At 70.0% G+C, this 19,763-nt stretch carries 17 protein-coding genes; 5 read left to right on the forward strand and 12 right to left on the reverse strand.

The window, feature by feature from the left end; translation table 11 throughout:
- Nucleotides 1-205: 205 nt before the first annotated feature.
- From ABGA99_RS20445 to ABGA99_RS20490, 10 genes are all read right to left on the reverse strand, one after another.
- On the reverse strand, nucleotides 206-1,582 hold the full coding sequence (locus tag ABGA99_RS20445) for a dihydroorotase (RefSeq protein WP_347583144.1): 1,377 nt from the start codon (nucleotides 1,580-1,582) through the stop codon (nucleotides 206-208).
- A complete protein-coding gene (locus ABGA99_RS20450; protein WP_347583145.1) occupies nucleotides 1,579-2,457 on the reverse strand; it encodes a dihydroorotate oxidase electron transfer subunit in 879 nt (292 codons plus the stop codon). Before ABGA99_RS20450 ends, ABGA99_RS20445 begins: the two co-directional genes overlap by 4 nt.
- Entirely contained in the window at nucleotides 2,454-3,752 is a 1,299-nt protein-coding gene (locus ABGA99_RS20455; RefSeq protein WP_347579043.1) for a Zn-dependent hydrolase, read from the reverse strand. Before ABGA99_RS20455 ends, ABGA99_RS20450 begins: the two co-directional genes overlap by 4 nt.
- On the reverse strand, nucleotides 3,749-4,231 hold the full coding sequence (locus ABGA99_RS20460; RefSeq protein WP_347583146.1) for a hypothetical protein: 483 nt from the start codon (nucleotides 4,229-4,231) through the stop codon (nucleotides 3,749-3,751). The genes ABGA99_RS20455 and ABGA99_RS20460 overlap by 4 nt, the downstream gene beginning before the upstream one ends.
- A complete protein-coding gene (locus ABGA99_RS20465) occupies nucleotides 4,228-4,812 on the reverse strand; it encodes a hypothetical protein (protein WP_347579041.1) in 585 nt (194 codons plus the stop codon). The genes ABGA99_RS20460 and ABGA99_RS20465 overlap by 4 nt, the downstream gene beginning before the upstream one ends.
- Nucleotides 4,813-4,898: 86 nt before the next feature.
- On the reverse strand, nucleotides 4,899-5,876 hold the full coding sequence (locus ABGA99_RS20470; protein ID WP_347579040.1) for a dihydroorotate dehydrogenase: 978 nt from the start codon (nucleotides 5,874-5,876) through the stop codon (nucleotides 4,899-4,901).
- Between the two features lie 103 nt (nucleotides 5,877-5,979).
- Nucleotides 5,980-6,774, reverse strand: coding sequence for an ABC transporter permease (locus tag ABGA99_RS20475; RefSeq protein ID WP_347579039.1), 795 nt, complete (start codon nucleotides 6,772-6,774; stop codon nucleotides 5,980-5,982).
- Nucleotides 6,761-7,789 carry an ABC transporter substrate-binding protein gene (locus tag ABGA99_RS20480; RefSeq protein ID WP_347579038.1) on the reverse strand — a complete coding sequence of 343 codons (1,029 nt, stop codon included), beginning with the start codon at nucleotides 7,787-7,789 and terminating at the stop codon, nucleotides 6,761-6,763. Before ABGA99_RS20480 ends, ABGA99_RS20475 begins: the two co-directional genes overlap by 14 nt.
- A 33-nt stretch (nucleotides 7,790-7,822) precedes the next feature.
- Complete coding sequence (locus ABGA99_RS20485) at nucleotides 7,823-8,662, reverse strand: ABC transporter permease (RefSeq protein ID WP_347579037.1); 840 nt, start codon at nucleotides 8,660-8,662, stop codon at nucleotides 7,823-7,825.
- Nucleotides 8,659-9,408: an ABC transporter ATP-binding protein gene (locus ABGA99_RS20490; protein ID WP_347579036.1), complete on the reverse strand. Its 750-nt coding sequence runs from the start codon at nucleotides 9,406-9,408 to the stop codon at nucleotides 8,659-8,661. The genes ABGA99_RS20485 and ABGA99_RS20490 overlap by 4 nt, the downstream gene beginning before the upstream one ends.
- A gap of 414 nt (nucleotides 9,409-9,822) precedes the next feature.
- Here ABGA99_RS20490 and ABGA99_RS20495 point away from each other — a divergent pair, with 414 nt between their 5' ends.
- The gene (locus ABGA99_RS20495) at nucleotides 9,823-10,632 is read left to right on the forward strand and encodes a nucleoside phosphorylase (protein WP_347579035.1); all 810 of its coding nucleotides are present in this window, start codon (nucleotides 9,823-9,825) and stop codon (nucleotides 10,630-10,632) included.
- Nucleotides 10,633-10,735: 103 nt separating this feature from the next.
- A complete protein-coding gene (locus tag ABGA99_RS20500) occupies nucleotides 10,736-11,512 on the forward strand; it encodes an IclR family transcriptional regulator (protein ID WP_347583187.1) in 777 nt (258 codons plus the stop codon).
- 347 nt (nucleotides 11,513-11,859) lie between these two features.
- Here ABGA99_RS20500 and ABGA99_RS20505 read toward each other — a convergent pair whose 3' ends face one another.
- Nucleotides 11,860-13,020, reverse strand: coding sequence for a Dyp-type peroxidase (locus tag ABGA99_RS20505; RefSeq protein WP_347583147.1), 1,161 nt, complete (start codon nucleotides 13,018-13,020; stop codon nucleotides 11,860-11,862).
- An 88-nt stretch (nucleotides 13,021-13,108) separates the two neighbouring features.
- Between ABGA99_RS20505 and ABGA99_RS20510 the strand changes: the two genes are divergently transcribed.
- Nucleotides 13,109-14,452 (forward strand): right-handed parallel beta-helix repeat-containing protein, encoded by a 1,344-nt coding sequence (locus tag ABGA99_RS20510; RefSeq protein ID WP_347583148.1) that lies wholly within the window; start codon nucleotides 13,109-13,111, stop codon nucleotides 14,450-14,452.
- A 7-nt stretch (nucleotides 14,453-14,459) separates the two neighbouring features.
- Here ABGA99_RS20510 and ABGA99_RS20515 read toward each other — a convergent pair whose 3' ends face one another.
- On the reverse strand, nucleotides 14,460-15,191 hold the full coding sequence (locus tag ABGA99_RS20515) for a hypothetical protein (RefSeq protein WP_347583188.1): 732 nt from the start codon (nucleotides 15,189-15,191) through the stop codon (nucleotides 14,460-14,462).
- 247 nt (nucleotides 15,192-15,438) lie between these two features.
- Here ABGA99_RS20515 and ABGA99_RS20520 point away from each other — a divergent pair, with 247 nt between their 5' ends.
- Both ABGA99_RS20520 and ABGA99_RS20525 read left to right on the forward strand, forming a co-directional pair.
- Nucleotides 15,439-17,943, forward strand: coding sequence for an SdrD B-like domain-containing protein (locus ABGA99_RS20520; RefSeq protein WP_347583149.1), 2,505 nt, complete (start codon nucleotides 15,439-15,441; stop codon nucleotides 17,941-17,943).
- Between the two features lie 483 nt (nucleotides 17,944-18,426).
- Nucleotides 18,427-19,746 (forward strand): aromatic prenyltransferase, encoded by a 1,320-nt coding sequence (locus tag ABGA99_RS20525; RefSeq protein WP_347583150.1) that lies wholly within the window; start codon nucleotides 18,427-18,429, stop codon nucleotides 19,744-19,746.
- Nucleotides 19,747-19,763: the final 17 nt, after the last annotated feature.

Raw genomic sequence — 19,763 nt, forward strand, 5'->3', positions numbered from 1 at the left:
TCGTGCTGCAGGCGCAGGCTCCCCGACGGGAGATTCATGGCCGTCACGTACGGCTGGACCGCACTGCCCGGCCGCCCGCCCCATAGTCGGGGGAGGCCGTCGTACGCCCGGTGCTTCGCTGCCTCGCGCAGCGCCGACTGCGAGTTCCGGGTGAAGTCGAGCGTGCCGCCCCGAGAAGTTCTGAGAAGCAAGCTCAGGGCCCCGCTCAACCGGTGGGTCTCGGCACCGGTGGGCTGTCGTTCGCGGCCGTGGGGAAGGCCAGTCTGCCGTCGATGTCGACGGTGACGTGGCCCTCGACCATGGTGGCGACGACGCGATGGCGAAACGTCATGCCGTGAAACGGGGTGTTGTCCGACGCGCTGACCGACTCGGTCCGGTCCACCCGCCAGTCGGCCCGGGGGTCCACCAGGGTGAACGTCGCGGGCTCCCCCTCGGCCAACGGGCGGCCCGCCACGTCGGCGAGCCCCGCGATACGGGCGGGACGTGTGGACATCACCGTGGCCACGAGGCCCCAGTCCGGGGCGCCCCCGGCGCCCAGGGCCTCCGCGACCACGGGGAGCGCGGTCTCCAGGCCCAGCATGCCGAAGGGCGCCTCGCACCAGTGGTTGTCCTTGCTCGACGCGGTGTGCGGAGCGTGGTCGGTGGCGACGGCGTCGATGGTTCCGTCACGCAGGGCCGCGCGCAGCGCCGCCACGTCCTCGGCGCTGCGCAGGGGCGGGTTCACCTTGTACAGGGGGTCGGCTTCGCGGGTCATGAGATCGGTGAGCAGCAGATGGTGGGGGGTCACTTCGGCTGTGACGGGCCAGCCGCGCGACTTGGCCCACCTGACGATTTCGACGGTCCCCGCTGTGGAGACGTGACAGATGTGCAAGCGTCCGCCGGTGGCCCCGGCGAGTATCACGTCACGCGCGACGATCGTTTCCTCGCCCGTCGCCGGCCAGGGCGGCAGGGCTGTGGCCTGTGCCGCCGCGCCGGCGTTGACCTGGCCTCGCTGCACGAGACGGGGGCACTGGGCGTGTTGGGCGACGAGGGTTCCGGTGCGGCGGGCCGCCTCCAGCGCCCGCAGCAGGAGCCCGGGGTCGTCCACACACACGCCGTCGTCGGAGAACATCAGGGCGCCGGCCGCCGCCATGGCGTCGAGGGGTGCGAGCCGACGGCCGGCGAGCCCGTCGGTGACGGCTCCCACCGGGTGCACCCGGCAGGACGCCGTTCGCGCCGCCCGCTCGATGATGTGCCGTACCCGCTCGGGGGTGTCGGTCACCGGCACGCAGTTGGCCATGGCGAGCACGTCGGAGTACCCGCCGTGCGCTGCCGCCCTTGTGCCGCTGGCGATCGTCTCTGAGGCGGTGTCACCGGGCTCGCGCAGGTGGGTGTGGAGGTCCACCAAGGCCGGCAGCATGATCAGCCCGTCGCAGTCGGCTGTCGTCACGTGCGCGGCGCCGGTGCCGTCCCCGTTCCCAGGGGCCGTCACGGCGGCGATCCGGCTGCCCCGTACGGTCACGTCCCGGGATGCGCCGCCGAGGGGGCGGACCCCCCGCAGGATCGTCGTGCCCGCGGAACCGGCGGCCCGGGGGCCGTTCACCTGTCCGTGTCCGGGTGGGCGAGGCGGAAGACCGGTCCGTCCGCGCAGATCAGCGGGGACTCCTCGGGGCCGCTCCTGGTGCCGGTGGCGCAGCCGTGGCAGTAGCCGAGGCCGCAGGCCATGTGGGCTTCCAGCGATACCTGGACGTCCGCCGCCCAGCGTCGGCCGAGTTGCTCGCAGAGCCGGGTCAGCCGCTCCGAACCGCACGTCATGATCTGCTGTGGAGGGGCCTGATCGAGGTCTGCGGTCAGCATGTCCCGGAGCCGGGTCACCTCGCTGCTGCCGGTGTCGTCGGTGACTTCGTGCAGTCGTGTCACGCCGGCGGCCCGGTAGACGTCTGCTCCTACGACTCTGTCCGCGCTTCTGCCGCTGGCCACGGCGACGATCTCGACCTCGGTGCCCACGCATTCCTGGGCGACGGTGGTCAGCGAACAGGTGCCGATGCCTCGCCCGACCAGAAGGACGCGCCGCGTTCCCCGGGTGATCCGGAATCCCCGGCCCAGCGGTCCTACGACCAGCATGCGCTCGCCCGGTCGGAAGGAGGCCAGGCGACGGGTGCCGGCACCGACCACTCCGAGAAGGATGTCGATGGTGCCGGCCTGCGGATTCCGGGCGTATACGGCCATGGGGCGGGGCAGGACGGGACCCGTGTCCTCGTCCCGGGCGGCGGTCAGCATCACGAACTGTCCTGCCTGGCACGTCCGGGCGATACTCGGTGCTTCCAGGCGCAGGAAGTGGTGGCCACGTCCGTGCGGCGTGGAGGCGAGGACCTGGGCGCGGTGCCAGGTCGCGGCGGGCCGGTCGGTCCCGGACCCGGGCAGCGGTGTCACGCTGTCCGTGACCGGTATGTCGGCGTCCGTGTCGAGGGTGTTCATGCGGCTGCGGCCTCCTGTGCGGACAGCCGGGCATCGAGCCGCAGGAGACCCGAAGCCAGGATGTCGGTGCCGACCGCGAGTTCGGCCGGGAAGGTCAGCTCCTCGGGACTGTGGCTGACCCCGCCGTTGTGACTGGGGACGAAGATCATGCCGGTGGGCACCACACGGTTGATCATCTGTGCGTCGTGACTGGCCCCGCTGGGCATCACCCGGTGCGTGATCCCGGCCTCCGTCGCGGCCTCGGCGACGGTGTCGCGGAGCCATCTGGGGAGGATGACGGGAGAGGCGTCGGCCAGCAGCCGGGATTCGCACCCGATCCCGCGCCGGGAGCAGATGTGCTGGGCACTTTCGACGATCTCCGCCGCGGTCAGCCGCTGCCGGTCGTTGTCGACGTCCCGGACGTCGACATATACCGCGGTGCTCCCGGCGATCGTGGTGAGGGACCCGGGGGAGACATCCATGCGTCCGACGGTCGCACGGGTGCCGTGATGACGGCTGTCGTTGGCAAGGGTCTCGATCATCAGGATGATCTCCGCCGCCGCGGCCATCGCGTCGGCCCTCATCCGCATCGGGGTTCCCCCGGTGTGCGAGGCCCGTCCGGTGAGATCGAGGCGCAGCCGGGTACTGCCCGAGATCAGGTCGACGAGTCCGACAGGAACGGACTCGGACTCCAGCAGGGAGCCCTGCTCGATGTGCAGTTCCAGGAAGGCGGCCCAGTCCTCTCCGCGCCAGCGGGCCGTCTCGGTGTCGTTCGGGTCGAGGCCGACGGCTGTCATGGCCTGCGCCAGCGATACGCCCTCGGCGTCCTGCTTGGTCTTCAGGTCGGCTGGGCCGGTCAGTCCCGCGGCGATCCGGCTGCCCGTGCAGGCCTGTCCGAAGCGGGCTCCCTCCTCGGCGGCGAACGCCACGAAGCGGACCGGCCGGGTGAGCCGGATCCCAGCCGAGACGAACAGCCGCGCCACCTCCATCGCCGCGACCACACCGGCTATGCCGTCGTACGCGCCGGCGCCCGGCACGCTGTCGAGATGGGACCCGGTGCCCAGACCCGGCAGTCCGGGGGTCGTGCCGGGCAGTTCGGCGAGCGTGTTGCCGGCTGTGTCCGTACGTACGTCCAGGCCGAGCGCACGCATGTGCGCCGCGAATACGTCGTGGGCCTGGCGCTCCAGCGGGGTGTAGGCCAGCCGGGTGATGCCTGGGCCCCTGCCGGGCTCCGACATGCCGGCGAAGGTGTCCAGGTGCGTTTGGAGCCGGTCCGCGTCGGCGTGACGGAGAGCGGCGAGCGTCGGTGCGGTCATCGGAGTCCGGCCGACGAGGCTTCCGCCTCGGAGAGCAGCGACACCACAGGTGGGGAATCCACGGCTGCGAGCGTCGGCGTGTGCAGGACAGCGGCCACCGCGGTCACTTCGGCGGCGGCGCCGCGCAGCAGGCCGAGCATCACCCGGAGGGGTTGCGGCTCCCAGGCCGTCGCCAGCGGTACGACCCGGTCGCCGGGGGTGATCGCCGGGGCGACGGAGGTGATTCCGGACTCGTCGGTGACCCGTAGGACGGTCGCGTCCGTCGCCAGGGCCACGATATGGGCGAGCACGGCTTCGTCGCTGCTCTCCCACACCGAGATGCGGTCCGGCTCCAGGTGTCGCACGGCGTCGGCGAGGGCGCGGCCGATGAGGTCGGTCGCGGCCGGGGACACCTGTGTGTTCAGGGTGAGCCCGTAGGCGTCGGTGGCCGCGCCGAGTTCACGGACGCCGGAAAGGATCGCGGAGGTGCTTTCGGTCATCGGGGACCCTCCTCTTTCGTGTCGGTCGCGGACCTGGGCGGGGCCGGCGACGGGGTGGCGGGGAAGAGCGCATGGAACCGTACTCCGTACCGCTCCAGGAGCGTGTCCACCACGCTGCGGTCACCGAGATCGAGCACGCTCAGTACGCAGGAGACCCGCATCCCCGCTTGCAGGGCGGCGTGCACCGGCGGCGCGGCGTCCTGCGCCGTGCCCGTCAGCGGCACGACGACGACGGTGTGTTCGCCCGCGTGGGCCTCGCCGGTCAGACGGGCCTCGTCCCCGGTACCGGTCACCGTTGCGAACGGCAGCCCTGTGTGCAGGGCCAGGGCGGTGGTGGCGGCGACGCCTTGGGGGGTGGTGCACACCAACCGGTCGGTCCCGTGCGGGAGCACCTCGGCCAGCAGCGCCGCGATGCGGCGCAGGATGGACGGCCGGCACTGGACGGCTTCGATGTCGACCCGGCCGTCGCAGACGGGCGCCACCGCGAGTATGTCGGCGTACAGTTCGGCGCTTCGTTGCCGGGCGCTCTGGAAGGCACGGGGGGTGTCAGGTGCCGTGTGGAGGACGTGGTCGAGGTTCATGTGGGCTCCGTGGATGGGACGGTCTTCGGTGACCGTGCGAGGCCAGCGGGTCGCCGGTGGGGGTGTGGTCCGGCCGTGCGGGAGAGTCAGGTCCGCACCGTGCCGCGTTCGTCGGCGAGACGGGTGATGCCGAGTTCGCGGCACAGGGCCTCAAGGTCCCGCAGGACCTGGGTCATGGCGTACGGGCGGGTGAACGTCGCGGTACCCATCTGTACGGCGGTGGCTCCGGCCAGGACGAACTCCAGGACGTCCCGCGCAGTGCTGATGCCGCCGCACCCGATGACGGGTATGGCGACGGCCGCGGCGGCCTGCCACACCAGGCGCAGCACCATGGGCCGGACCGCGGGTCCGGACAGTCCTCCCACCCCGTTGCCCAGCACCGCACTCCGCCCGTTCAGGTCGATGGCCATGCCGGGGAAGGTGTTGGCGACTGTCACGGCGGTGGCGCCCGCCTGTTCGGAGGCGCGCGCGATGTCCCCGATCGATGTCACGTTCGGGGTGAGTTTGACGATGACGGGCAGCGAGGTACGCGCGACGACGCCGGAGACGACACGCTCCACGGTCGACGCGTCCGTTCCGATGGTGAGCCCGCCGTGCTCAAGGTTCGGGCAGGAGACGTTTACCTCCAGTGCCTCGCAGGGAGCGTCGGCGAGTTCCTCGGTGATCCGCAGGTACTCGTCCGGGGCGAGGCCCCCGACGCTCACCACGACGGGTACCCCGAACGACCGGTAGCGGGGCAGCACCGTGCGGATGAACTCCGCCGAGCCGGGGCTGGGGATTCCCACGCTGTTCAGCATGCCCTGCGCGCTCTCGGTGAGCCGGTGCGAGGGGTTACCGGAACGCCGTTGCGAGAAGAGGGTCTTGGTGACCAGGGCGCCCAGCTCGTGTACGGGCAGGAGAGCGGCGAGTTCAGGGCCGAAGCAACCCGACGCGGGCATCACGGGGTTGGCCAGACGCAGAGGGCCGAGCGAGACCGCGAGGTCGGTCCGGAACGCGGCGTGGTCCGCGAAATGCCGGTCGCGGTCGTCGAACGTCGCGGGATCGTGGTCTTGGACCTCCGTCATGGTGCCTGCCTTCTGCGTCAGGGGATCGGGGGAGAGTGGGCGCAAGGGCGCCGAGCCGGCCGGCGTGCGGGACGGCAGAGCGGGGACCGCGGGCCGCGGGGTCTCAGCCGCCGAATCGTTCGGTGAGCACGCGCTCGACCCAGCCGATGAGGGCGTACATGACCCATGCCATGAGGCAGAGCAGCCCGAGACAGATGATCACCAGCTTGATGTCGTCGTTGTCCTGGGCCTGCTTTTCCAGGTAGCCGAGCCCTGACTGTGCTCCGATGAACTCGCCGATGACCGCTGCCGTCACCGCCTGCAGAACCCCCAGGCGCAGACCCACGGCGATGGCCGGCAGGCTGTACGGCAGGTCGATCTTGAGGGCTCGGGCGACCGGTCCGATGCGCAGCAGACGGGCCAGGTCGTCGACCCCCTTGGGCACGGACCGTAGCCGGGTCACCATGTTGATCATGACGGGGTAGAACGACACCAGGGCCACGAGGGCGATCTTGGATCCGACACCGAGCCCCAGCCAGAGCACGATCAAGGGGGCGATCGAGATCTTCGGGGTCACCTGCGCCACGATGACGAGGGGCATCAGCACTCGTTCGGCAAGCGGCAAGCGGGTGAAGAGGATCGCCAGGACGATCCCTGCCACCGCGCCGATCAGTACACCCTGTACCACCTCGGCCAGCGTCTGCTGGATGTGCACCGTGAGCACGTCGTCCCCGGCCAGCTGCCAGGCGTGACCGGCTACCGCAGCCGGGCTCGGCAGCTTGTAGGCCGGTATGCCGAAAGCTACCGTGACCAGCCACCAGAGCGCGACGCCGGCCAGCAGGGACAACGTGCCGATCAGCACCGGCCGGACGGCGTCGGCCGTCCGGCCGGGGCGAGCGGCCGTCTCAGCCGAGGTCATTCGGCTTCACCACCAGATCACCCGCGTCGAAGGACTCGTCGAGGAGTTCGAACTGCTCCTGGGAGTCGATGGCCTGCTGCCAGCGCACGAGGTCCGGGGAGCCCAGGCCGTTCTTCCTGGTGTTGTCCGACTGCCACAGGCTCTTGGCGAAGAGGTCCTCGACGATGGTGGTGATCTCGTTCTCCTGGCCCTTGAAGGATGAGGCGTACTTCTTCACCGACATGTCCACCGCGGCGCGCGGGTTCTTGACGGTGTACTCGATGCCGCTGTTCAGCGCCTTGTCGAACGCCTTGACCGTGTCCGGGTCGTTCTTCACCTTGTCCTCGCCGGCGATGACCACGTTGCCGAAGGAGGGCAGGTACTTGTCACTCAGGATCTGGTTCACCTCGACCCCGGCGGACTGGAGCGCGTAGTAGCGCAGGCGCGAGAAGACGATCGCGTCGACCTGGCCGTTCTTCAGCGCGTCCACGATGACGCCGGTGCCCAGGGTGCGGACCTTCACGTCGGACAGCTCCAGTCCGGCGTCCTCCAGCATCGCCTGGAGCTGGATGTAGTTCGGGCTGCCGAGGTCGGTGACGGCGACGGTCTTGCCCTTCAGGTCGGCCGGGGACTCGATGTTCGCCGAAGGCTGCGACAGCAGGGCGCCGATGCCCTCCTGGTACGTGGTGTGCACGACCTTGGTCTTGATGCCCTTGCCGTACGCGGTGACGACCGAGTCGCCGTTCGGGAAGCCGAAGTCGACGTTGCCCGACGCCACGTTCTTCACGATGTCGGAGCCCTGGGCGTAGGTGAATTCGACGTCCAGGCCCGCGTCGGCGAAGTAGCCCTGCTCCTTGGCCGCGTACAGCGGGGCGTAGTACGGCACCGCGGCGCCGTCGATCTGGATGGTGACCTTCTTGCTGCCGTCGGACGACGTCTTCGCCGAATCGGAGGAGCCGGGGCTACAGGCGGCGAGGAGAGCGGCGGCGGACACGATGGCGGGGATACCGACCAGCTTCAGGGGCCTTCTGTTCATGATCTTTCCTTAGGGCGAAGTGGGAGTGAAAACTCAGCGGCGTCCGCGCAGGAGCCTGCGTTCGGCCAGGGAGACAAGGCCGAAACCGAGGAGTCCGACCGCTACCGTGATGAGGACTGCGGCTATCAGCAGGGGGGTGTCACTGGACGTGTTGCCGAGCACCATGAGGTAGCCCAGGCCGCGTTCGGAGGCGAGGTACTCCGCCAGGAACGCGCCGGTCATCGCGTCGATGACGGCGATCTTGGCACCGGCCAGCAGCGCGGGCAGGGCCGCGGGGAGCTGGATCTTCCGCAGGTACTGCCACCGGGACAGGTGCAGCAGCCGGCCCAACGAGCTGATGTCCGCGGGCACGTCCTTCAGCCCGAGCATCGTGGCCATGGCCATCGGGAAGAAGACCAGCAGCAGGATGAGCCCGTACTGCGACGTCGTGCTGAGCCCGAACCACAGCACCAGCAGCGGTGCGACGGCGATCTTGGGAGCCGCCTGGAGCAGCACCATGTAGGGCGCGAGGATCTCCCGGACGGTGCGGGAGGCCCACAGGACCCAGCCCAGGGCGATCCCGATCAGTGACCCGCCGACGAAGCCCAGCACGATGTTACGCAGGGTGTAAGTGAGGTGGGGCCACAGCGTGCCGTCCCGTACCAGGTTCAGCCCCCCGTCCAGCACCTCGCCGGGAGCGGGCAGCAGATAGGACGGTACGTCGGCCAGCGTGACGTAGGCGCTCCAGGCGGCCAGCACGGCTGCCACGTAGGCGAGCGGCGTCAGTACGCGTACGACCCTGTTGAGGGCGGCGCTGTCGCGGAGGCCGGACGCGGCGGGACGCTTCACGGCCCGCTCGGGGCGGGCCCGGCGCGTGAGTGTGTCCTTGCTCACACCAGCTCCCGACGGAGCATGCCGGCGAACTGCGCGAATTCGGGCAGCTGCCTCGTCTCGGGGGTGCGCTCACGCCCCAGAGGCACGGTGTGCACGGCCTTGATACGCCCCGGCCGCGCCGACATCACGGCCACGCGGTCGGCGAGGTAGGTGGCCTCCTCGACACTGTGGGTGACCAGGACGATGGTCTTGTGGGTCGATTCCCAGATACGCAACAGGTCGTCGTGGAGCCGGTCCCTGGTGATCGCGTCCAGCGCCCCGAAGGGCTCGTCCATGAGGAGGATCCGGGGGTTGTAGGCCAATGCCCGGGCGATGGCGGTGCGCTGGCGCATGCCCCCGGACAGCTCCTTGGGGAACGACTCGGCGAAGTCGGTGAGACCGACCAGGTCGAGCAGCTCCGACACCCGATCGCGCCCCTGCTGCGAGGAGTCGCGCTGCGCCTCCAGCCCCAGGGAGACGTTGCGCCTCACAGTGCGCCAGGGAAGCAGCGCGGGTTCCTGGAAGACGAAGCCGATGTCCTTGCCCGGACGCGGTTGAACGCTCCAGGTCAGGTCTCCTTCGAAGTCCGTGTCCAGGCCGGCCATCATCCTCAGCAGTGTCGACTTGCCGCACCCCGAGGGGCCGATGAGCGCGACGATCTCGCCCTCGCCCACATCCAGGTCGACGTCCTCCAGAGCCACCACCGTCGAGCGCTTGGCAGCGGTGTAGGCCTTGTGGACGCCTTGCACCGACAGAAGGGGGTTCATGCGGACCTCACTCCCGAAGTCGCGCGTCCCGGACCCGGGGCGCGCGCGCCACGGTGACGCCCGTGATCGGCGTGTATGGAGCGGTGTGGCATGAAGATCTCCTCAATAGTCACGGCGGCTCGGTGTCCGTACGGAGCTCAGCGGGATCGTTCCGGACCACCGGCACGGCATCACACCACAACTTCCGTATCTGGAAAGTACACCTCCAAGAATGTTGTTCAGAGGTTGGACTCTTTCCCGGCCACAGTCAAGCCCTAGATCTGGTCGGCAATTCGGTGTATACCGTGACGTGGACTCGATCTCTCGCGGCACGGATGGCTGCGCGAGCCGCAACCCGGACGGCGAAAAATTACGCCTCCGCCACCCACCGTTTCCATATATGGAATCTGAGGACTCATACGGAGGTCGTCGCCGATGGCGAGAAGCGCGCAGGATCCCTGGCACAGGGGGGCACCGCCCCATCTCCCGGTCAGCGCCGCAGAAGCCCTTCCACCGGTCTGTCTGCTCCCGGGAGACCCCGCGCGAGTCGACCTGGCCGCCGAGGTGCTCGACGACTTCCACATCCTCGGCCAGAACCGGGAGTTCAGGATCGGTACCGGCCGCGCACCCGGCGGCCGGCGAATCGCGGTCTGCTCGACCGGCATCGGAGGCCCTTCAACCGAGATCGCCGTCGTCGAACTCGCCCGGCTCGGAGTCAGGAGCGTGCTGCGCACCGGCGGCATGGGCGCCCTGACCAGCCGCATAGCCCCCGGCACCGTCTGCACGGCCACCCGAGCGGTGCCGGGCAGCGGCGCCGCCTCGCACTATCCCGCCGACACGGCCGGACCAGCGGCCCATCCGGCCGTCCTGACCGCCCTCCGGCGTGCGGCACGTGACCTGGACGAACCGCTCACCGAGGTCACCCTCGCCACGGTCGACTCGTACTACCTCGGGCAGGGACGACCGCTTCCCGGACACGAAGAGCGCGCGGCCGCGAGGATGGGCGTCCTGCGCGGACTGGGCGTCGACGGACTGGAGATGGAGACCGAGACGGTGCTGGCCGTGGCCGGGGCCCTCGGCGTACGAGCAGGCGCCGTTCTGGTCGCGCACGCCAACCGCGCCACCGACGACTGGCTGGAGGACTACCGTCCCGCCCAACTCGCCATGCTGCGGGTGGCGGTGCGCGCCGCGGCGCTACTCTCGGACGACGACCCTCCCCAGGCGGGCACCGCGGTCACGACGTGAACAGGTTGACAGCGCATCAGTACGATCCCACTGTCCCCGCCCGGCAGTCCTTTGGCCTTGACGAACGGACAGACCGCTGAGTACCGACAGTTACACCAGAACGCTGCGCGTCCTGCGAGTCATCGCGGCCCACGTGCGCGGTTTGTCGTTGCAACAGCTACACGAAGAGCTGGGCATCCCGATAGGCAGCCTGCACCGGGTGATGGCCGCGCTCGTCGAAGAACGCTACGTCACCCGCTCCCCCAGCAACCGCCGCTACTTCCTCGGACCGGCCTTCACCGAGCTGTCCACGATGGCCATCGCCTCCCAGGGTACGGCGGTCAGCCCGCCGCGCCCCATGCAAGACGCCGCCAGGGAATGCGGCGAGACCGTATTCCTCACCGAACTGACCGGCACCCGCCTGCTCTGCGTGGCCCTGGTCGAGGGCGTGCACCCGCTCCGCCTGTTCGTCCGGGTGGGCCAGGTCATGCCACCGCACGCGGCAGCCTCGGCACGCAGCATCCTCGCGTACCAGACACCCGAGACCGTCGCCATGGTGCTGCGTGCACAGGAGCTGACGGCCTACACCGCAGACACCCCGCACACGGAGGAGCAGGTGACCGCCCATCTCGCCCAAGTTCGGATGCAGGGTTTCGACGTGTGCGAGAACGAACTGGACGACGACGTCTGGGCAGTGTCCGCCCCCGTGTTCAGGTCCACCGGCCAGGCCACGTCCAGCATCACCCTCGCTGCCGCGGGCCAGCGCATGCGGGACCCACTGGCCCGCACCAGCGCCACCGAGACCGCCCTGCGGGCCGCCCGCGCACTCTCGATGGAACAGGGCTACGCCGGCGCTGCCTTTCCCGCCCGAAATCGCTCCTCACCCGAACCCGCCGGATAGCACCGGCAACCACCCTTCCCGGCGGGGGCAGACCGTTTCGGGCCAGGAAGTCTTCCGCCCCGTCCTCGAATGCCGCGAGCACGGCCGGGGATGCGAGCCGCTGGAACCGTGCCTGCTCGCTGAAGATGTCGACCCCGTCCGCCCACATGCCGTCAGCAGAATTCGGGCGGTCCTCCCCACCCATCAGCTCCAGGAACCTTCCGCGCCTGCTCAGGCTCCAGGTCAAAGGTGAGTTCTTCCATCGGCGGCTACTTCTTTCCCCTGTGCTGGCGTGGGCGGACGGGGAATTGATCTCCCGAACGGCGACCCGGCGAGCGATCCCGGGGAAGCGGCCCGGCGCCGCCGGATCAGCGGAACAGCGTGGATCCGAGCGGGTGTTGCCGGTCGAAGCCGGGGAGGATCAGGAAGGTCGCGCCGGCCGTCGTGGTGGTGAAGGGCAGCAGTGCGTCGGAGGTGTCCATGCGGGTGAGCGTGGCCGTGAAGGTCCGCAGCTCGTTCTGGAAGCTGATGAAGAGCAGGCCGGGGGCCGGCTCGTCGGTGCTGTAGGAACGGCGGAGCATGTGGCCGACGCCGACCGCGGTGGGGTTCGCCCTGCGCACGTGGGCGTCCACGGGGACGAGATAGCGCCCGTCGGGTGTCTTGGCGCCCAGTTCCGGGCCGGAGGCGACGGTGCCGCCGGAGAGGGGTACGCCGCTGTCCCGGCGCCGCCCGAAGACCGCCTCCTGCTCGGCGACGGTCAGGGCGGCGAACCGTGTCAGGGCGAGTTCCATGCGCCGTAGTACGGCCAGGGTGCCGCCGGCGACCGCGGGGGGCCCGGCCAGCCACAGGTCGCGTTCCTGCTCGGCGTCCGTGTGCGGGCCCACGATGCCGTCGATGAAACCGAGCAGGTTGCGCGGCGCGGTGCGGCCCTCGGCGACCGGCACGTCCGTACCGCGGCGGCCGGACTGCCGCCACCGTTCGCGGACGCGGTCGCCGGCCTGGTCCAGGAGCGCGGCGGCGGCGGTCGGCAGGAGCAGCGCGTCGTCGGCGCAGATCTGGATCAGCAGATCACCGCCGCGTTCCCGCGGAGCGATCCGCTCGCGGGAGAACCGCGGGAGGTCGACCGCGCCGGGCAGTGAAGCGCCCGCCGTCCGCACCAGCCGCGGACCCACGCCGACGGTCACGGTCAGGTCCCCCGGAGACAGGCCCAGCAGCCGCGGGTCGGACCCGGCGGTGAGGGCGAGGACGGTCTCGCCGAGTTCGGCCAGTAACGGGCCGGGCGACGCCGCGGTGGCGAGGTCGGCCACCACGGCAAGCAGATTGCGCTGTGCCGACCGGGGAGACGTGACGCCCGCCTGATGTCGGCCCGTCGCCGGAACCCGCGTGGGCACGGCCGCGGCGGAAGGGGCGGGCCGACGCGGCTCGGCGGAGTCCCATGAGCACCCGGAGGCGACGAGACCGGCGGCCACCGTGGCACCGGTGACATCGAGGAACGCGCGGCGTGACGGGGGACGATCGACCCGGTCCATGAGGTGCAGAGTGCCACACCTGCCTCGCATTTTGCCGCTCAACCGCCTTGTTCCGGCGGCCAATTCGCCTTCGTGCCAGACTGCAGCCATGTCTCGATCGGCACTTCGCGTGATGGCTGCGTTACTGGGCGCACTGACTCTGCTGGCCGGCTGCAGCAGCGGTGACGGCGACGACGGATCGGACAAGGGCCGCCGGCCGGACGGTGCGCGGGTCACGATCCGTGTGCCCGGAGACGCCCCGACGATCTCGGCAGGCGTGTCCCTGGCCCGGCCCGGTGACCTGGTGCTGGTGGCTCCGGGTGTGTACCGCGAGTCGGTGAAGCTCGACACGGCTCGTATCACGCTGCGGGGCGAGTCCCGGGCCGAGGTGGTCGTCGACGGTGAGCTGCGGCGGCCGAACGGGGTGGTCGTCACCGCGCCCGGCGTGGCCGTGGAGAACCTGACCGTGCGGAGGAACACGCAGAACGGGGTGCTGGTCACCGGTTCGGCGGCGGCGGTCGACGGGCTGCCGGGCAGCGGCGGTTACGACACCGGTGAGGAACCCGTCACGCTCCTGAAGTCGTTCCTGGTCTCGCACGTGACCGCGACCCGCAACGGTCTGTACGGCATCTACGCGTTCTCCGCACAGAACGGTGCCATCGAGCACTCCCACACATCGGGCGGGGCGGACTCGGGGATCTATGTCGGCCAGTGCAAGCCGTGTCGGATCGTGGTACGCGACAACGTCTCCGAACTCAACGCGGTCGGATACGAAGGCACCAATGCCGGCGGCGAGATGTATGTGGTCGGCAACCGTCTGGTCGGCAACCGCGTCGGACTGACCACCAGTTCCGACCACCAGGAGAAGCTGCTCCCGCAGCGCGACGCCGTCGTCGCCGGCAACCTGATCGCGGACAATCAGCACCCGCAGACGCCCGAGCAGGCCGACGGCGGCTGGGGCATCGGTATCGGCGTCGACGGCGGCAGCGACAACCGGTTCGTCCGCAACCGGATCACCGGGAACACCAACGCCGGACTCGTGATCACCGCGACCGCCGACCTGACCGCGGACCGCAACACGATCACGGACAACACCTTCACCGCCAACGGCGTCGACGTCGGCTCGACGTTCCCCACCGCCACCCGCGGACAGGGCAACTGCCTGGAAGGGAACGCGCTTCGGAAAACCGTGCCCACCGGGCTCGCGGAGACCGCGTCCTGCCCGGTTCGCGGCACGTCACCCACGCCCTCCGGCAGTTGGCCGAGTGCGAAGGGGCCCGCGGGCATCCCGTTCACCGACACGGCCGCGCCGGGCCCGCAGCCGGAGTTCCCGCGTGCCACCACCACGGGCGCCACCGTCGTGCCGGACGTTCCGGCGCTGCCGGACATCGCGGATATCGCGCTGCCGCCGGAGTCGCTGCTCGCCACCCGTGCGCGGGTGCGGACCTCGTGAGCGGCGGCTACGGCGCCGGTGTGGCGCCGGGTACCGGCTTGACGGGGACGTACGCCCGGTCGTCGAAGTCGAAGACCACCGGCTGCGACTCGGAGGCGACGCCGACCTGGACCCGGTACATGGTGCCGTCCGAGCCGATCCAGTAGCGCACGGTGGGTGACGCACCGGCCTTCGCGGACGCACCGGTCTTGTCGGACGAACCGGCACTGGTGCCGGCGTCCGGCCCGTTCATGATGTCCGTCCGGTGGCCGTGCACCTCGTCCCGCCCGACCCATGCCGCGCCGTTCTGCGGCAGCAGCGCGGCGTTCTCCGGCCGGTCGCTGCCGAGGCCGAGTGCGATGCCCAGCGAGGTGTCCAGGGCCATGCCGGACCCCTGCAGCGGACGACTGTGCCAGCCGGACGCGGGCGGCGACGCCGGTGGGACCGCCGGGGGGTCTGCCATGGGGTGGACGAGAACGGTGGCGGCCGTCCACTGGATCAGCCCGTCGCTGGACGTGTCGCGCCCGGTGCCGCGCACCACCCCGTAACCGGTGTGGGTGCGATAGTCGACGGACGCGGTGATCACCAGCCCGCCGGTGGCGTTGGGCACCGTGATCGTCACCGCCCGGCCGCCCGCCTGGTAGTTGAGGAACCGGGTGACCGCCAGCCGGTTCGCCTCGTCCGAGGTCAACGCCCGTGGAGCGGTCGGGCCACCGCTGTCGCCGAGGAGGGCGAAGGCGGTGACGGCGGCAGCCGTGATGCCGAGGGCGGCGGCTGCCACCCAGCGCAACCTCGGCCACCGGCGGCGCCGACCCGTGTCGGGCCCCCTGGGGCGCCGCCTGATGTCGATGTTCCGCGTTCTGATGCTCCGCACGCGGCGCGACTGTAACAGGTCCCGCGGAGGCGCGGGCAAACTCTGCGTTTCACGGACATGACCCTCTGTCACCCATAAACTCACCCTGGAATATGCCGATTTAGCGTCGGCGTCGAACAAATGAAGGAATGCCATGCCATTACGTGGAGTGGTGCGTTTGGGGCTGTCCGGCCTCTTACTGGTGGGCGGCGGCACAGGCACACTCTTGACCGGCGCCGGGCAGGCCAGCGCTTCGGCCTCCGACGGCAGCCTGACCGTTCAGGTACTGCGGGACTTCTTCGGCACCGGCGTGATCAACTCGACCATGGACGTGCCGCAGCGGGGAATGAAGGTCGACGTCACCGACCCGGCCGGCCATCGCGTCAGCGGCGTCACGGACGCCACCGGAAAGGTCGTCGTGCCGCCGTCGAGCGAGCTGACCGGCGGTCGATACCGCGTCGATGTCACCGTCCCGGCACCGTACAGCGACTATCTGCGGGCGGCGCCCGCCTCGACCGCGCCGAACCACTTCGACAGCTTCACCACCTTCGTGGACGTCTCGGACGGCAAGGACGACTCGGTGACCACCGGAGTCTGGGACCCGGCCGACTACGCACGGCCGGATTCCCGCTATTTCGTGCCGATCCAGAGCGGTGCCGGCGGAACGGACACCCGGGCACTGGTGGCGTTCGGGACGGACGCCCGCGGCAACTGTCCCGACCAGCAGGCATGCCCGGAGGTGCTCAACACCCAGGACCAGGTGGGCACGACCTACGGGCTGGCCTACGACAAACACCGCGACCAGCTCTTCCAGTCGTCGTTCGCCCGGCGGTACACCGAGTACGGGCCGGACGGCGGTGACGCGATCTACACCGTGCCGGCCGACGGCGGGGGCGCCCCGAAGCTGTTCGCCAAGGTCCCGGGCGCCACGGAGACGCCACACGACACCGACAACCTGATCAAGGACGCCGGCTTCACCGACGCACCGGGCAAGGAGAGCATCGGCAGCCTGGACCTGTCGGAAGACGGCTCGACCCTGTACGCGGTGAACCTGCTCACCCGCAGCCTCGTCAGCTTCGACGCCACCGGGCCCACGGCCTCGGCGCCCAAGGCGACCGTGCCGATCCCCGACCCGGGCTGCGCGTCGGCGGACGACTGGCGCCCGTTCAGCGTGGCCACCCACAACAACACCCTGTACGTCGGGGGCGTGTGCAGCGCGGAGAGCACGCAGGAACGTGCGGACCTGAAGGCCGTCGTCGCGACCTATGACGGCGAGGAGTTCACCACCGTGCTGTCCCAGCCACTGACCTTCGAGCGCGGGGCCGTGCTCACCGGCAGGGCCGACTACGACCAGGTCAACCACTGGAACCCGTGGAACACCGACCTGGCGGACTGGGACGACCGCAACGTGGACGGCCCGATGATCGATCCGCAGCCGGAGCTGGCGAGTCTGGCCTTCACCCGCGACGGCTCGCTGATCCTCGGCTTCCGTGACCGGTTCATGGACGTCGTGAGCTGGGGCGGGCTGGACCCGAGGCCGGGCAACGACACCCCGCAGAACGGCATGTCCGGCGGCGACATCAATATGGCCTGCACCACGCCCACCGGCGGGTACGAGTGGGAGGGCACCGGAAACTGCCCCGACCACGCCACGGACCCGGCCCTCGACGGGGTCCAGCCCGGCGGCGTCGTCGAGTACTTCCCGGGTGACTTCTTCCCGAACGGCGGCTCCGCGACCCAACCCGGTCCGCACCAGGAGTCCTCCCTGGGATCGGTCGCCTACATCCCGCAGCAGCAGTGGGCGGTCAGTACGCAGATGGACCCGACCGGCCAGGTCATCACCAGCGGAACCGGCTACTACGACGTCGCCACCGGCCTCGGCCCCGGCAACGATCCGGCCGCCAACGCCTACCAGTTCGTCGGTCCGAACCAGAACGGGTTCGGCAAGGCCGGTGGCCTCGGCGACATCGCGTACGCCGCGGCGAACGCACCGATCCAGATCGGCAACGTGGTGTGGTTCGACGGCGATCACAACGGCGTCCAGGACGCCGGGCACGTGCTGCTGCCGGATGCGACGGTCAACCTGCTGGACGCCGACGGCGAGAAGGTCGCCACGACCACGACCGATGCCTCCGGTGAGTACTACTTCGGTGGTGCCGGAGCGGAGTACGAGCTGACTCCGGGCGCCGAGTACACCGTGCAGTTCGATGTGTGCACGGCGGACACCGGCGAAGTGCCGGGCCGGCCGACCGCCGACGACCTGCGGTTCACCCTGCCGCGGGCCGGTGACGACCGGGTACATGACTCCAATGTGACCCCGCCGACCAGCGGACGGCTGTGCAACGGGTACGCCCCGGTCACCGCGCCGGCCAGGGCAGGCGGGGTTGATCACACGATCGACGCCGGTGTGTACGTTCCGAAGGAGGCACCGCCGAAACCCACGCCGCCGACAACCGAACCACCGACACCGTCACCGGCGCCCCCGACGACCCCGGCGCCCCACACCCCGGCACCGGCAGGCGACCGGAAGCCGGGGGGTTCACTCGCCGGCACCGGCGCGTCCGGCATGGGAGAGGTTCTCGCCCTCGCCGCCCTGCTGCTCGGTGCGGGTGCGGCAGTCGTCCTGATCAGCCGCCAGCGGCGCGCCAGACACCGCTGACACCCGAAACCCCCGACGGGCCGGTGCGATCGCACCGGCCCGTCGGCATGGACGCCCCCGGGTGTCGCGGGTTCGAATCCCGCCGGGAGCACCACACCATCGCGGCGCCTTACCCGGGAATACCGCGGAGTTACCGAAGGGTGTTGTTCCGGTTTGTTGGGCGTGCCGTGTCGCGGTACGGCGGTGGGGCGCAGGGGTCTTGACAGCCGGGGACTGAAGAATCTACAACTAGTATTGCGCCGCTGAGGTTCGGGCTCTGGTCCCGATTTCCCGGCGCTCACGTATGTCGGCTTCCTTCTCCCCGTGACCGCGCTTCGCGGGTCGGCGCCTTCGGGGCGCCCTCTCCTCTGAGGTCGTCTTCCGACCTTCTCTGACTCCCCCCACACCTCACATAGCCACGTTTCGACGCCGCCGGCCGGGAGGCTCATCCCGGCGGCGGCTTTGCCCTGCCCGCACGGAAACGACTCGCACCGGGAGGAAATCTTGGCAGAAAAGACCGACGTGGAAGAAGTGTATGCAGCGCTGGAGGAATCGGCCCGGCTCGTGGGTGCGGTCTGCTCGCGCGACAAGGTGTGGCCGGTGCTGGATTCGTTCGGTGCCGCGCTGGGCGAGGACCTGGTCGTCCTCGGGGTGCAGAGCGGTGAGCGTAACGCCGCCGAGCTGGACTTCAGCTTCAGGGTGCCGGCCGGGATCGGCAATCCGTACCCGTATGCGCTGGCGAAGGGCTTCGTCGGCGAGACCGACCACCCTGTCGGCGCCCTGCTCTCCGACGTCAGCGACCGTATTCCGGTCAACGAGTACTACATCGACGCCGGCGTCGTCGGCGGCTTCAAGAAGCTCTACGCGCACTTCCCGCAGGCATTGCAGCCGCTCGCGGCGCTCACCGACATCCCGTCCATGCCGGACGCGGTCGCCGAGAACGCGGGTCTCTTCACGCGCTACGGCCTCGACAAGGTCGCCATGGTCGGGGTCAACTACCGGGCACGCACGATGAATCTGTACTTCCAGTTCGCCCCGGACAACCGCCCGGAACCCGGTGCCATCGCCTCGATGCTGCGCGAGATGGGAATGCCGGAACCCGACGAGGCGGTGCTCCAGTACGTCAGCGCGGCCATGCGGGCGAACATCACGCTCGGCTGGGACTCCGCGCATGTTTTCCGGGTCGCTCTCGCCCCGCCGCCGAGTGCGGGATTCGACCCTTCGGAAATCCCCGCCCCCATGGAACCCCACATGGAACGGTTCGTGCAGCGGGCGCCGTTCGCCTACAAAGGTGAGCGGGTGAATCTGATCGCCGTCAAGTGGGTGCCGGAAGAGCAGTTCGTCGAGGCGAATTCCTACTACCAGCTCTCGCCCATGCTGAGGAAACTCACCCAGGCCGATGCCATGTCCGAAGCCGGTCGGGCGGGGAGCGCCGCCCCCGGGAATCTCGCCGCGCGGGCGAACGCGCTCTTCGAGGAGGCGGTCTCCGGCCCCCGTACGCAGCTCGGCGAAAACCTCCTGCGCATGTCCCTGACGGCCTGGGAGAACCCGGAGCTGCAGCCGCAGCTCCTGGGGAAGGTCCGGGCCGCGACCAGCAGCACCGAGGGCGCGGAGTACTTGCGCCGGCACTTCTCCGCCTTGCTCGTCGACCGGCTGGGAGAGGTCGTCGACGTGCCCCGGCTGCGGCTGAACGCGCTGGTGGTGCAGGTCGTCGGAGTGATCATGCTGCGCTACGTGATGAAGATGGAGCCGATCGCTTCGGCATCGGTGGACGAACTCGTCGAGACATTCGCGCCCACGCTCCAGGGCTACCTGAGTGAGTAACCGCGACCTCAACGACA

Origin of the sequence: Streptomyces sp. B5E4, assembly GCF_039871555.1 — a bacterium.
In the GTDB taxonomy this organism is placed as follows: Bacteria; Actinomycetota; Actinomycetes; order Streptomycetales; family Streptomycetaceae; genus Streptomyces.